The organism is Pseudomonas sp. PAGU 2196 (assembly GCF_022179005.1).
Taxonomy (GTDB): domain Bacteria; phylum Pseudomonadota; class Gammaproteobacteria; order Pseudomonadales; family Pseudomonadaceae; genus Aquipseudomonas; species Aquipseudomonas kermanshahensis.
In genome coordinates this window covers 86,631-100,331 of sequence record NZ_BNTL01000010.1, presented here as the reverse complement: position 1 = coordinate 100,331, position 13,701 = coordinate 86,631, and the positions used below count along the sequence as shown (strand labels likewise).

The 13,701-nt window shown below is 63.8% G+C and carries 11 protein-coding genes; 7 read left to right on the top strand and 4 right to left on the bottom strand.

Annotation, left to right across the window (positions count from 1 at the left end):
• Positions 1-22: 22 nt before the first annotated feature.
• The 5 genes from MFF34_RS10235 to MFF34_RS10215 all read left to right on the top strand — a co-directional run bounded on the left by MFF34_RS10235 (position 23) and on the right by MFF34_RS10215 (position 5,915).
• Positions 23-1,000, top strand: a complete 978-nt coding sequence (locus MFF34_RS10235; RefSeq protein WP_238213058.1) for a thiamine pyrophosphate-dependent dehydrogenase E1 component subunit alpha — start codon at positions 23-25, stop codon at positions 998-1,000.
• 33 nt (positions 1,001-1,033) lie between these two features.
• Entirely contained in the window at positions 1,034-2,056 is a 1,023-nt protein-coding gene (locus tag MFF34_RS10230; protein WP_027594943.1) for an alpha-ketoacid dehydrogenase subunit beta, read from the top strand.
• Complete coding sequence (locus tag MFF34_RS10225; protein ID WP_238213056.1) at positions 2,053-3,159, top strand: acetoin dehydrogenase dihydrolipoyllysine-residue acetyltransferase subunit; 1,107 nt, start codon at positions 2,053-2,055, stop codon at positions 3,157-3,159. Before MFF34_RS10230 ends, MFF34_RS10225 begins: the two co-directional genes overlap by 4 nt.
• Positions 3,160-3,509: 350 nt before the next feature.
• A complete protein-coding gene (locus MFF34_RS10220; RefSeq protein WP_238213054.1) occupies positions 3,510-5,243 on the top strand; it encodes a C13 family peptidase in 1,734 nt (577 codons plus the stop codon).
• A gap of 27 nt (positions 5,244-5,270) precedes the next feature.
• On the top strand, positions 5,271-5,915 hold the full coding sequence (locus MFF34_RS10215) for an oxidoreductase (RefSeq protein ID WP_027594940.1): 645 nt from the start codon (positions 5,271-5,273) through the stop codon (positions 5,913-5,915).
• A 35-nt stretch (positions 5,916-5,950) separates the two neighbouring features.
• On the opposite strand, the gene MFF34_RS10210 is transcribed toward MFF34_RS10215, so the two are convergent.
• The 4 genes from MFF34_RS10210 to MFF34_RS10195 all read right to left on the bottom strand — a co-directional run bounded on the left by MFF34_RS10210 (position 5,951) and on the right by MFF34_RS10195 (position 10,271).
• The gene (locus MFF34_RS10210) at positions 5,951-6,238 is read right to left on the bottom strand and encodes a YceK/YidQ family lipoprotein (protein ID WP_238213052.1); all 288 of its coding nucleotides are present in this window, start codon (positions 6,236-6,238) and stop codon (positions 5,951-5,953) included.
• The gene (gene ubiX, locus MFF34_RS10205; protein WP_238213049.1) at positions 6,235-6,864 is read right to left on the bottom strand and encodes a flavin prenyltransferase UbiX; all 630 of its coding nucleotides are present in this window, start codon (positions 6,862-6,864) and stop codon (positions 6,235-6,237) included. Before ubiX ends, MFF34_RS10210 begins: the two co-directional genes overlap by 4 nt.
• On the bottom strand, positions 6,861-8,210 hold the full coding sequence (gene mpl, locus MFF34_RS10200; protein WP_085274005.1) for a UDP-N-acetylmuramate:L-alanyl-gamma-D-glutamyl-meso-diaminopimelate ligase: 1,350 nt from the start codon (positions 8,208-8,210) through the stop codon (positions 6,861-6,863). The genes ubiX and mpl overlap by 4 nt, the downstream gene beginning before the upstream one ends.
• A gap of 66 nt (positions 8,211-8,276) precedes the next feature.
• Positions 8,277-10,271 carry a sigma-54-dependent Fis family transcriptional regulator gene (locus MFF34_RS10195; RefSeq protein ID WP_238213002.1) on the bottom strand — a complete coding sequence of 665 codons (1,995 nt, stop codon included), beginning with the start codon at positions 10,269-10,271 and terminating at the stop codon, positions 8,277-8,279.
• A 255-nt stretch (positions 10,272-10,526) separates the two neighbouring features.
• Here MFF34_RS10195 and MFF34_RS10190 point away from each other — a divergent pair, with 255 nt between their 5' ends.
• On the top strand, positions 10,527-12,047 hold the full coding sequence (locus MFF34_RS10190) for an aldehyde dehydrogenase family protein (protein ID WP_099452783.1): 1,521 nt from the start codon (positions 10,527-10,529) through the stop codon (positions 12,045-12,047).
• Between the two features lie 166 nt (positions 12,048-12,213).
• Positions 12,214-13,662: an ethanolamine permease gene (gene eat, locus MFF34_RS10185; protein ID WP_238213000.1), complete on the top strand. Its 1,449-nt coding sequence runs from the start codon at positions 12,214-12,216 to the stop codon at positions 13,660-13,662.
• Positions 13,663-13,701 lie beyond the last annotated feature (39 nt).

The window sequence follows — 13,701 nt, the reverse complement described above, 5'->3', positions numbered from 1 at the left end:
GACAACCCTGGAGAACAACAAGATGTCCAATCAACTCAGTACAGAACAACTACTGCATGCCTATGAAGTGATGCACACCATCCGCGCCTTCGAGGAACGTCTGCACGTGGAATTCGCCACCGGCGAAATCCCCGGTTTCGTCCACCTCTATGCCGGCGAAGAAGCGTCCGCCGCAGGCGTCATGGCCCACCTGCGTGACAGCGACTGCATCGCCTCGACCCACCGCGGCCATGGCCACTGCATCGCCAAGGGCGTAGACGTGTACGGCATGATGGCCGAGATCTACGGCAAGAAAACCGGTGTGTGCGGCGGCAAGGGCGGCTCAATGCACATTGCCGACCTGGAAAAAGGCATGCTCGGTGCCAACGGCATCGTCGGGGCCGGTGCGCCATTGGTTGCAGGCGCCGCGCTGGCCGCCAAGCTCAAGGGCCGCGATGACGTGTCGGTGGCCTTCTTCGGCGACGGTGCCTCCAACGAAGGCGCCGTGTTCGAAGCCATGAACATGGCCTCGATCATGAACCTGCCGTGCATCTTCGTCGCCGAGAACAACGGCTACGCCGAGGCCACGGCGTCGAACTGGTCGGTGGCCTGCGACCACATTGCCGACCGCGCTGCCGGCTTTGGCATGCCGGGCGTGACCATCGATGGCTTTGACTTCTTCGCCGTGTACGAAGCCGCGGGCGCCGCCATTGAGCGTGCGCGCTCCGGGCAAGGCCCCTCGCTGATCGAGGTCAAGCTCAGCCGCTACTACGGCCACTTCGAAGGGGATGCGCAAACCTACCGCGCCCCGGATGAAGTGAAGAACCTGCGCGAGTCCCGTGATTGCCTGATGCAGTTCCGCAACAAGACCACCCGTGCCGGCCTGCTCAGCGCCGAGCAACTCGACGCCATCGACGCGCGTGTCGAAGACCTGATCGATGACGCCGTGCGCCGCGCCAAATCCGATCCCAAGCCACAGCCCGCCGACCTGCTCAGCGACGTCTACGTCAGCTACCCCTGAGCCGCGGATTACAAGAACAAGAGGAGAAACACCATGGCAAGAAAGATCAGCTACCAGCAGGCCATCAACGAAGCCTTGGCCCAGGAAATGCGCCGCGACAGCACCGTGTTCATCATTGGCGAAGACGTGGCTGGGGGTGCCGGTGCGCCCGGCGAAGAGGACGCCTGGGGTGGCGTGCTGGGCGTGACCAAGGGCCTGTATCACCAGTTCCCTGGGCGGGTGCTCGATGCGCCGCTGTCGGAAATCGGTTATGTCGGCGCCGCCGTAGGTGCCGCAACCCAAGGCCTGCGCCCGGTGTGCGAACTGATGTTCGTCGACTTCGCCGGCTGCTGCCTGGACCAGATCCTCAACCAGGCCGCCAAATTCCGCTACATGTTCGGCGGCAAGGCCGTGACCCCGCTGGTGATGCGCACCATGTACGGCGCTGGCCTGCGCGCTGCGGCCCAGCACTCGCAGATGCTCACCTCGCTGTGGACACACATCCCCGGCCTCAAGGTGGTCTGCCCGTCCTCGCCATACGATGCCAAGGGCTTGTTGATCCAGGCGATACGCGACAACGACCCGGTGATCTTCTGCGAGCACAAGCTGCTCTACAGCCTGCAGGGCGAGGTGCCGGAAGAGGTCTACAGCGTGCCGTTCGGCGAAGCCAACTTCCTGCGCGACGGCGACGACGTGACCCTGGTGACCTACGGGCGCATGGTCCATGTGGCGCTGGAAGCCGCCAACAACCTGGCCCGCCAAGGCATCGACTGCGAAGTGCTGGACCTGCGCACCACCAGCCCGCTGGATGAAGACAGCATCCTGGAGAGTGTCGAGAAAACCGGCCGCCTGGTGGTGATCGACGAAGCCAACCCGCGCTGCTCCATGGCCACCGACATCAGCGCACTGGTGGCGCAGAAAGCCTTCGGCGCCCTCAAGGGCCCGATCGAGATGGTCACCGCGCCGCACACGCCAGTGCCGTTCTCCGATGCGCTGGAAGACCTGTACATCCCCGACGCGGCGAAGATCGAGGCCGCCGTGCGCAAAGTGATCGAAGCTGCAAGGAGCGCCGCATGAGCCAGATTCATACGCTGACCATGCCCAAGTGGGGCCTGTCGATGACCGCGGGCCGGGTGGACACCTGGCTCAAGCAGGAAGGTGACGCCATCAACAAAGGCGACGAAGTACTGGACGTCGAGACCGACAAGATCAGCAGCAGCGTCGAAGCCCCCTTCAGCGGTGTATTGCGCCGCCTGGTGGCCCAGCCAGATGAAACCCTGCCGGTCGGCGCGTTGCTGGCGGTGGTGGTGGAAGGCGAAGCCGACGAGGCCGAGATCGATGCCGTGGTGCAGCGCTTCCAGGCGGAATTCGTCGCCGAAGGTGGCGCCGACCAGGCACAAGGGCCAACCCCGCAAAAAGCCAACGTGGGCGGCCGCCTGTTACGCTGGTTCGAACTGGGCGAAGGCGGAACGCCGCTGGTGCTGGTGCATGGCTTTGGCGGTGATTTGAACAACTGGTTGTTCAACCACCCGGCGTTGGCGGCCGAGCGCCGCGTCATCGCCCTCGACCTACCGGGGCACGGGGAGTCGGCCAAGGCGCTGCAACGCGGCGACCTGGATGAACTGAGCGAAACCGTGCTGGCACTGCTCGACCACCTGGACATCCCCCGCGCCCACTTGGCCGGGCACTCGATGGGCGGCGCTGTCAGCCTCAACGTGGCGCGCCTGGTGCCGCAGCGGGTGGCCAGCCTCACCCTGGTGGCCAGTGCAGGGCTTGGGACTGCGATCAACGGGCAGTACCTGCAAGGTTTCGTGGCTGCAGCGAACCGCAATGCACTCAAGCCGCAAATGGTGCAGTTGTTTGCCGACCCGGCGCTGGTCACCCGGCAATTGCTGGAGGACATGCTCAAGTTCAAGCGCCTGGAGGGCGTCGATGCGGCGCTGCGCCAGCTGGTGTCGGCCATCGCCGAGGGCGACCAGCAGCGCCACGACCTGCGCGGTGTGCTGGGGCAGCACCCGGCGCTGGTGATTTGGGGCGGGAAGGACGCGATTATCCCGGCCAGCCATGCCGACGGGCTGGAAGCCGAAGTGCTGGTACTGCCGGACGCTGGCCATATGGTGCAGATGGAGGCGGCTGAAGCGGTCAACCGGAAGATGGTGGATTTTTTGCGGGGGCATTGAGGGAATGAGGGGCATGGCTTGGGGTGGTGTCTGGGTTTAGAAGTGCATGCCTTGAGGGGTTCTGCGCCTGTGAGATCGAGNNACATCTGTTTCGGGCCAGTGACGCCTGTGCCAGCGCACGCGGCCGCCTTGTTTGTCCGACGCGATATTGAGGCGGGCACCAAGAAGGCCGCGCGCCCATGCCTCAGGAATAATTGGCCCGAAACAGATGTGGGAGCAGCCTTGTGCTGCGAAGCGCCGCGCGGGCGGCGCTCGGTCTCACAGGCAACACACCCCACAAGGCATGCACCTATCTGTCTCAGCCCCCCATTCTGCGTCATACTCGGCAGACCTATTGCCCGGTCTCCACCATGCGTCCACTGCTCCCTGTCACCCTGATCCTGTTGCTCGCCGCGTGCGGAGATGGCGAATCGCTACTACCTCCGGACGCGCGCCTGCCCGACGGCGGGCGTTACCGGGGCGAGGTGGTCAATGGCCTGCTGCAAGGCGAGGGCCGCATCGACTACCCCAATGGCAGCTGGTACGCCGGCAGTTTCAACGACGGCCAATGGCATGGTCAGGGCGAGTGGCACGGCCAGAACGGTGAAGTCTACCGGGGCCAGTTCGCCGAGGGCCTGTTCCAGGGTCTCGGCGACTTGACCACGCCAGGCAGCCACTATGCCGGCACCTTCAGCCACGGTCGACGCGACGGTGAAGGTACCCTCAAGCAAGCAGACCAGACCTACCGCGGCCAGTTCAAGGACGACCAGTACGAAGGCGCAGGCGAGCTGGAGCTGGCCGACGGCAGCCGCTACCAGGGCCTGTTCGCCAAAGGCAAACCGAACGGCGCCGGCGTGCGCAGCGACGCCAGCGGCAACCAGTTCAGCGGCCGTTTCGTCGATGGCCTGCTGCAAGGCAGCGGCACCTACGACAGCGTCGACGGCGAGCAGTACATCGGGGAATTCAAGGACAACCGCCTGGAAGGCCGCGGCCGCTATGAAAGCGCCGAAGGTGACGTGTGGATCGGCGAATTCAAGGATGGCTCACTGGTGGGCGAAGGTGAACTGCTCGGCAGCGATGGCAGCCATTACAAAGGCGGTTTCGTTGACTGGCACTTTTCTGGCCAAGGCAACCTGCAACTGGCCGACGGCAGCCAGTACATCGGCACCTTCGAAAACGATGCCTACCATGGCAAAGGCCGGCTGACCCTGAGCAACGGCAAGGTCGAGGGTGGCACTTGGGTCAATGGCGTACGCGTGCGCGACGAAAAGGGCACGCTGTTGCCCGACCCGCTGGACCTGGCCCTGCTCAACCAGGGCCGCCTGCTAGAGGACGCGCTGGCACGGGTGCCGCCTACCGCGCCGGCCATCCAGTTATACAGCCTGGTCGTGGCCGGCGATGGCCAGCAAAGCGTGTTCCTGCGCGAAGCCGACTATGTCAGCAACATGCTCAAGGTCCGTTTTGGCGCTCGCGGCCAGGTCACCCTGGTCAACCACCGGGACCACATGGCCAGCCGCCCCATGGCCACCCGCGAGAACCTCACCCGCGCCGCCCGTACCCTGGCCGAACGCAGCGGCCCCGAGGACCTGGTTTTCATCTACCTCACCAGCCACGGCAGCCACGACCACCAACTGGTGCTCGACCAACCCCGCCTGCAACTGGCCGACCTGTCCGCCGACGAGCTGGCCAGTGCCCTGGCACCGCTGAAAGAGCGCGACAAGGTAATCGTCATCTCGGCCTGCTATTCAGGGGGCTACATCGCGCCGCTCAAAGACGATCGCACGGTGATCATGACCGCCGCCCGCGCCGATCGGGTGTCATTCGGTTGCTCGGAGGAAGCTGACTTCACCTACTTTGGCGATGCCCTGTTCGCCGAGGCGCTGAACCAGACCGACGACCTGAAACAGGCGTTTGAACTGGCACGCGCCAGCGTTGCCGAAAGAGAACGAAAGGACGGTTTCGAAGCCTCTGAACCGCAGCTTTGGGCGCCGCCAGCAGTACTGGCACACTGGCAGCACCTACGCCGGCAACAGGCCGAGGAAGCGCTACGCAATGCTGCACAAGCGACAGTGGAGCAGCAGGAAAAAAAGCCCGGCAACCACTAAGCTTGTGTGTAACAAGGGAGAGACATCATGTATTTGACGCCTCAGCATGTCCTGCTTGCCGGTGCCACGGGTCTGACGGGTGAACACCTGCTAGACCGTCTACTCAACGAACCGACCATCAGCCGGGTGCTGGCCCCTACGCGCCGGCCGCTGGCCGAACACCCGCACCTGGAAAACCCGGTTGGCGACCCGGCGGTGTTTCTTCCGCAGCTGGCCGGGCGTGTCGATATCGCCTATTGCTGCCTGGGCACCACGCTCAAGCAGGCCGGCTCCGAATCGGCTTTCCGCGCCGTCGACCTGGACATGGTCGTGGCCTTCAGCAAGCGCGCCCGGGAACTCGGTGCGCGCCATTTGCTGGTTGTCAGCGCAGTGGGCGCCGACCCTAAATCATCGATCTTCTACAACCGCGTCAAGGGCGAAATGGAAGAGGCGCTGAAGGCCCAGGATTGGCCACAGCTGACCATCGTCCGGCCGTCGGTACTGCTGGGTGATCGCATTGAGCCGCGCTTTGGCGAGCAACTTATTTCACCGCTTTCCAAGCTGATACCTGGGAAGTATCGGGGTATCGAGGCGTGCACCCTGGCACGGGCGCTGTGGCGCCTGGCGCTGGAGGAAGAAGACGGGGTGCGGGTGATCGAGTCGGATGAACTGCGCCGCCTGGGCAAAAACTAGCGCCGCGCGTGGCTCCCACACAGTTAATACCGTAATCAAAGCCCGCCGGTGGCCTGGAAGCCAACGCCTGCTGCCGTCAGCAACGACAACGGCAGCAGCAGCGTATCCAGTAACAGGCTACCGGGCAGATCCAGGCCTGGGTAGGCCGGTGCCAGCGTGCCGAAATGATCTTTCGGGCAGCACCCGCCGTTCATCACATACAGGTCCAGCCGCGTTCCGGCATACACCACCGGCGCGCCCGGCTTGTTGGCATCCAGCGTACGTACCGTGGCGCAGCCACTGAGCAGCGCCAACGCTACCAACCCCGACAGTGCTCGTTTCAATCATCCGCCCCAAAGTGATGTTCACCCCAACGCGGCAGCATGTCCTGAGGGATGTCCAGCAGGTTGAGAATGCGTGCAACGACGAAATCGATCAGGTCGTCGATGGTCTGCGGCTGATGGTAGAAGCCTGGGGCCGCAGGCAAGATCACGCCACCCATCTGCGACAGCTTGAGCATGTTCTCCAGGTGGATCGTCGAGAACGGGGCTTCACGCGGCACCAGGATCAACTGGCGGCGCTCCTTCAAGGTGACGTCGGCAGCGCGCTCGATCAGGTTGTTGCAAGCACCGGTGGCAATCGCCGACAAGGTACCCGTGGAACACGGCACCACCACCATCGCCGCCGGCGCGCCAGAGCCCGAGGCCACCGGCGACATCCAGTCTTCCTTGCCATACACGCGGATCTGGCCGTCGGCAGCGCCGGTGTATTCGGTCAGAAACGCCTGCATCGCCTGGGGCTTGGGCGGCAGCAACACATCGGTTTCGGTGGACATCACCAGCTGCGCGGCCTTGGAAATGAGGAAATGCACCTCGCGGTCCTCACGCACCAGGCAATCGAGCAGGCGCAGGCCATATTGCGCGCCAGAGGCGCCCGTCATGGCCAGGGTGATGCGCTCCGGCCCGCTCACTTGAGCGCCTCGGCCAGTTTGCCGTGCAAGCCGCCGAAGCCGCCGTTGCTCATGATCACCACGTGGGTGCCCGGCCGTGCCTGGCCCTTGATGCGCTCGATGATCGCTTCGAGGCTGTCGGCAACCACGCTCGGCACGGTGCACTGTGCCGCCGTGGCGGCCAGGTCCCAGCCCAGGTTGGCCGGTGCGTACCAGATGACCTGGTCGGCATCGTTGACGCTTTCCGGCAGGCCATCGCGGTGGGCACCCAGCTTCATCGAGTTGGAGCGCGGCTCGATCACCGCAATCACCGGTGCTTCACCTACGCGCTTGCGCAGGCCGTCGAGGGTGGTGGCGATAGCGGTCGGGTGGTGAGCGAAGTCATCGTAGATGGTCACGCCCTGCACTTCAGCGACCTTCTCCATGCGCCGCTTGACGCTTTTGAAGGCGCTCAACCCGGCGATGCCCATGGCCGGCACTACACCGACATGGCGGGCCGCAGCCAGGGTTGCCAAGGCATTGGCGACGTTGTGCTGACCGGTCAGCGCCCAATCGACCACGCCCTGTGCCTCGCCCTCGAACAGCACTTCGAAGCGCGACCCATCGGGGCTGAGCAGGCGCGCCTGCCATTGGCCGCCTTCACCGGTGGTTTGCACCGGGGTCCAGCAACCCATGCCGATGACCCGCTCCAGCGCCTGTTCGGTGGTCGGATGGATCACCAGGCCTTCGCTCGGGATCGTGCGCACCAGGTGGTGGAACTGGCGCTCGATGGAGGCCAGATCGGGGAAGATGTCCGCGTGATCGAACTCAAGGTTGTTGAGAATCGCGGTGCGCGGGTGGTAGTGGACGAACTTCGAGCGTTTATCGAAGAACGCACTGTCGTACTCGTCGGCCTCGACCACGAAAAACGGGGTGTCGCCCAAACGCGCGGACACCGAGAAGTTCTGTGGCACGCCGCCGATCAAGAACCCAGGGCTCATGCCGGCATGCTCCAGCACCCAGGCCAGCATGCTGCTGGTGGTGGTCTTGCCATGGGTACCGGCAACGGCCAATACCCAGCGGCCCTGCAGCACGTGGTCAGCCAGCCACTGAGGGCCAGAGACATAGGGCAGGCCCTTGTTCAACACGTATTCCACCGCCGGGTTGCCCCGCGACATGGCGTTGCCGACCACGACCAAGTCGGGTGCCGGGTCTAACTGAGCCGGGTCATAGCCCTGGGTCAGCTCGATGCCCTGGGCTTCGAGCTGGGTGCTCATCGGGGGATAGACATTGGCATCGGAGCCGGTGACGCGGTGGCCAAGCTCTTTGGCCAGGACCGCCAGGGAACCCATGAACGTGCCGCAAATACCGAGAATGTGAATATGCATGGTCGACCTCGCAAAACATCGAGGCAGGGTAGCCCAGGGCGCGGGAAATCGCACCCGCTGTTTCGCTCAGCCGACCCGGGTGATGCCGTGTTTGCGCAGTTTTCGATACAAGGTATTGCGGCTGATGCCCAGGTGCTCGGCAACGCGGGTCAAGTGCCAGTGTTTTGCCTCCAGCACGGACAGCAGAGCTTCGCACTCAGCGTCCTCAAGGCGCACTGGCGCGCTCTTGTGGGTGAGACTGTTTTGCTCCTCGTGTGGGCCGCGAACACCGGCAAAGCCGGTGCCATCCACCGCGTTGCCTGCTTCGCGGGGCAAGCCCGCTCCCACAGGGGCCGCATTACTCCGGAAAGTCGCGGGCAGGTCGGAGAACCCGATGAAGGTGTTATCGCAAAGCGCCACGAGCGTGCGCAATACATTGCGCATCTGCCGCACGTTCCCCGGCCAGGCAAAGTCCAGCAACGCCTGACGCGCACTGGGCTCCAGTTCGACCCGTTGCCCCTGGGCTTCCTGCCGCAGCAAAAAGTCCAGCAACTGGCCCTTGTCACTGCGCTCACGCACTGAGGGCAAGGCCACCTCCAGCCCGTTCAGCCGGTAATACAGGTCTTCGCGGAAGCTGCCCTGCGCCACCCGCTCCAGCAGGTCGCGGTGGGTCGCGCTGACGATGCGCACATCCACGGCCTGGGGCTCGCCGCCAATCGGCACCACCTGGCGCTCTTCCAGGACCCGCAACAGGCGCGTCTGCAAGGCCAGTGGCATGTCACCAATCTCGTCCAGCAACAACGTGCCGCCGTCGGCCTGCAGCAGCTTGCCGCGCATGCCTTCCTTGCGTGCGCCGGTAAAGCTGCCACCGCGATAACCGAACAGCTCGCTTTCGATCAGGCTCTCTGGGATCGAGGCGCAGTTGATCGCCACGAACGGCTTGCCGCGACGCTGGCTGGCCTGGTGCACGGCCTGGGCGAACGCCTCCTTGCCGCAACCGGTCTCGCCACGCAACAGCAGCGGCACATCACGCTCGAATACCCGCACGCAGCGGCGGAAGTCGTTTTGCAACGCCGGGTCGAGCAGGCAGATGCCTGGCGCTTCAGCACGCTGGGGCTGGGGCTGGCTGAGCGGTACTGACCATACTGGCGTACGCGCCTGGCCTCGCAGGCTGGCAAACACCCGGCGGCCGTCGCGTGTCTGCAACGGCCAGACGGTACTGCCGCCCGGCACGGCGCGGCTGAACAGTTCGTCGTGGCTGCAGGCAAAAAACCGCTCCACCGGTTGCCCCAGCACGCCACCGCGAACGGTGCCCAACAGGTTGAGCGCGCTCTGGTTGGCGGCGCAAATCCGCCCGTCACCCTCGAAGGCCAGCAAGCCCTCGCTGAACAAGCCGACCGACTCAGCCTGCAGATGAAAGCGCAGCAGCCACTGCTGCTGAAAATGACGCAGGAAATAACAGCTCTCGATCATCTTCGCCGAGAGGTTGACCAAGGCCATGGTGTGGAACTGGCTCTGCCGCGACACATCGGGCCGCGCCGACGACACGTCGAGTACCGCCAGCAGTTCGCCATGCGGGTCGAACACCGGGCTTGCCGAGCAAGTCAGGCCGGTGTGGCGGCCACGAAAGTGTTCGTGCTGATGAATGGTCAGGGCCTGGCGCTCGACCAGGCAGGTGCCGATACCGTTGGTGCCTTCGCGCGCTTCGCTCCAGTCGGCGCCCAGCCACAGCCCTGCCCGCTCGAAGATGCGCCGCTCGCTGGGGGCGCTGACACAGTTGAGGATCACCCCACGGGCATCGGTCAGCAGCACCGCATGGCCAGCGCCAGAGAGCTGCTGATGCAGGCTGTTCATCTCGGCGTCGGCAATTTTCAGCACCTGGTGCAGGCGCTCGCGGGTTTCCAGCAAGCGCCCGTGTTCAAGCACCACGGGGGCCTCGATCAGCGTCGGGTCGAGGTGGTAATCCTCAAGGCAGCGCAGCCAGGACCGGGCGATCGCCGGGTCACTACCGCCCGCCCCGGCTTCACCGTGGGCAACGGTATGCACTTGCTGGGCATGGCGACTCAAGTGATTGCTCTGCATGTGTTGTGGTTCTCCGCAGATCGAGCGTTCAGCCAGCATCCTCCACCCGGCGGGCCTTTGCAATGCACCTGCCGGCAGCGTGTCGCAAATGGCACAAAGTGTCACACAGGCCGTACCACGGCTGGCACAGCGGGCTTTCACATCCCTCTGAAAATTACGCTAAGTGCTTGATTTAGCAGAACCTCAAAACACTGGCCCAACCTTTGCTCTACGCTTTTCAACTCCCTAACAAACACAATAGCCAGGAGACACACCATGCGTTACGCACATCCCGGTACCGAAGGCGCGAAGGTTACCTTCAAGAGCCGCTACGGCAACTACATCGGTGGTGAATTCGTAGCTCCGGTCAAGGGGCAGTACTTCGAAAACACCTCCCCGGTGAATGGCAAGCTGATCGCAGAGTTTCCCCGCTCCACTGCCGAAGACATTGACAAAGCCCTGGATGCCGCCCACGCCGCCGCCGATGCCTGGGGCCGCACGTCCGTCCAGGACCGCTCCAACGTCCTGCTGAAAATCGCCGACCGCATCGAGCAGAACCTTGAAGTCCTGGCCATTACCGAAACCTGGGACAACGGCAAGCCCATCCGCGAAACCCTCAACGCCGACATCCCGCTGGCGGTCGATCACTTCCGTTACTTCGCCGGTTGCATCCGTGCCCAAGAGGGCGGCGCTGCCGAAATCAACGAAGGCACCGTCGCCTATCACATTCACGAGCCTCTGGGCGTGGTCGGGCAGATCATCCCGTGGAACTTCCCGCTGCTGATGGCCGCGTGGAAACTCGCCCCAGCCCTGGCCGCAGGCAACTGCGTGGTCCTCAAACCCGCCGAGCAGACCCCGCTGGGCATCACCGTACTGCTGGAGCTGATCGGCGACCTGTTGCCCAAAGGCGTGCTCAACGTCGTCCAAGGGTATGGCCGCGAAGCGGGCGAAGCGCTGGCCACCAGCAAACGCATCGCCAAGATCGCCTTCACCGGTTCGACCCCGGTCGGCTCGCACATCATGAAATGCGCCGCCGAAAACATCATCCCGTCTACCGTCGAGCTGGGCGGCAAGTCGCCTAACGTGTACTTCGAAGACATCATGCAGGCCGAGCCGAGCTTCATCGAGAAGGCCGCCGAAGGCATGGTGCTGGCATTCTTCAACCAAGGCGAAGTGTGCACCTGCCCGTCGCGTGCCCTGGTGCAGGAGTCGATCTACCCGCAGTTCATGGAAGTGGTGATGAAGAAGGTCCTGCAGATCAAGCGTGGGGATCCGCTGGACACCGACACCATGGTCGGCGCCCAGGCGTCGCAACAGCAGTTCGAGAAGATCCTGTCGTACCTGGAAATCGCCAAGGAAGAAGGCGCTGAGCTGTTGACCGGCGGCAAGGTGGAAAAACTCGAAGGCGCGCTGTCGACCGGTTACTACATCCAGCCGACCCTGCTCAAGGGCAACAACAAGATGCGCGTGTTCCAGGAAGAAATCTTCGGCCCGGTGGTCAGCGTCACCACCTTCAAGGACGAAGCCGAAGCCCTGGCGATTGCCAACGACACCGAGTTCGGCCTGGGTGCCGGTGTGTGGACCCGCGACATCAACCGCGCCTACCGCATGGGCCGTGGCATCAAGGCTGGCCGCGTGTGGACCAACTGCTACCACCTGTACCCGGCGCATGCCGCGTTTGGCGGTTACAAGAAGTCCGGCGTTGGGCGTGAGACCCACAAGATGATGCTCGATCACTACCAGCAGACCAAGAACCTGCTGGTGAGTTACGACATCAATCCGTTGGGCTTCTTCTAAACCTGGGATAACTGCGGGGGCTGCTGTGCAGCCCATCGCAGCGGTTCACCACCACCACAAGCCAACGCGGTTCCCGTGCACTAACCGCTCTGGCTCGCTTCCTGCAGTAACTATCACCATGGGCTGGAAGTCCCTCCGGCCACCAAGAAAAACAACAGGTGAAACTATGCCAAGCGATCATTCCGGTAATGTGCCGGCAGGCTCTTCTGTCGACTTCGAAAAAGTCGGTTCGGACTATTTCCAGCAACGTGAACTGAAAAAAGGCGCAGCCGGCTGGGTGCTGTTGGTTGGCCTCGGGGTCGCCTATGTGATCTCCGGCGACTACGCCGGGTGGAACTTCGGCCTGGCCCAAGGCGGCTGGGGCGGCATGTTCCTCGCCACCTTGCTGATGGCCACCATGTACCTGTGCATGTGCTTCTCGTTGGCCGAGCTGTCGTCGATGATCCCCACTGCAGGCGGCGGCTACGGCTTTGCCCGCAGCGCCTTTGGCCCATGGGGCGGATTTCTTACCGGCACGGCCATCCTCATCGAATATGCCATTGCCCCGGCGGCCATCGCCGTGTTCATCGGCGCCTATTGTGAGTCACTGTTCGGCATCGGCGGCTGGGTCATCTACCTGGCGTTCTACATCGTGTTCATCGGCATCCACATCTTCGGCGTCGGCGAAGCGCTGAAGCTGATGTTCATCATCACCGCCATTGCCGCCATTGCCTTGGGCGTGTTCCTGGTGAGCATGGTGCCCCATTTTGATGCAGCCAACCTGTTCGACATCGCCAAGACCGACGCCGTCGGCGCCAGCAGTTTCCTGCCGTTCGGCTACGTCGGCGTGTGGGCCGCAATCCCTTACGCGATCTGGTTCTTCCTCGCCGTCGAAGGCGTGCCGCTGGCCGCCGAAGAAACCAAAAACCCAAAACGCGACCTGCCCCGCGGCCTGATCGGTGCGATGCTGGTGCTGCTGGCCTTCGCCCTGCTGATTCTGGTGATCGGCCCTGGCGCGGCGGGCTCCGAAGCGCTCAAGGCCTCCGGTAACCCACTGGTCGAGGCACTGTCCAAAGCCTATGGCGGTTCCACCTGGATGGGCAGCTTCGTCAACCTGGTCGGCCTGGCTGGCCTGATCGCCAGCTTCTTCTCGATCATCTATGCCTACTCACGGCAAATCTTCGCGCTGTCCCGCGCCGGCTACCTGCCGCGCAAACTCTCCGAGACCAACAAAAGCAAGGCGCCGGTCCTGGCCCTGATCATCCCTGGCCTCATCGGTTTCGGGCTGTCACTGACCGGCCAGGGCGACCTGCTGATTCTGGTCGCGGTGTTCGGCGCCACGCTGTCCTACGTGCTGATGATGGCTGCACACATCACCCTGCGCATCCGCCGTCCGAAAATGGAACGCCCGTATCGCACCCCGGGCGGCGTCTTCACCTCGGGCGTAGCCCTGGTACTGGCGTGCATCGCCGTGGTGGCGGGCTTCCTGGTCGACCCGCGGGTTGTGATTGGCGCCGCGGTGATCTATGGAGTATTAATTGCCTACTTTGCGTTCTACAGCCGCCACCACCTGGTAGCGGGCACACCGGAAGAGGAATTCGCCGCGATCCAGAAGGCCGAAGAGGCCTTGCACTGATCGCCGACACCCGCCGCGGGCCAGCCCCGCGGCGCTCTG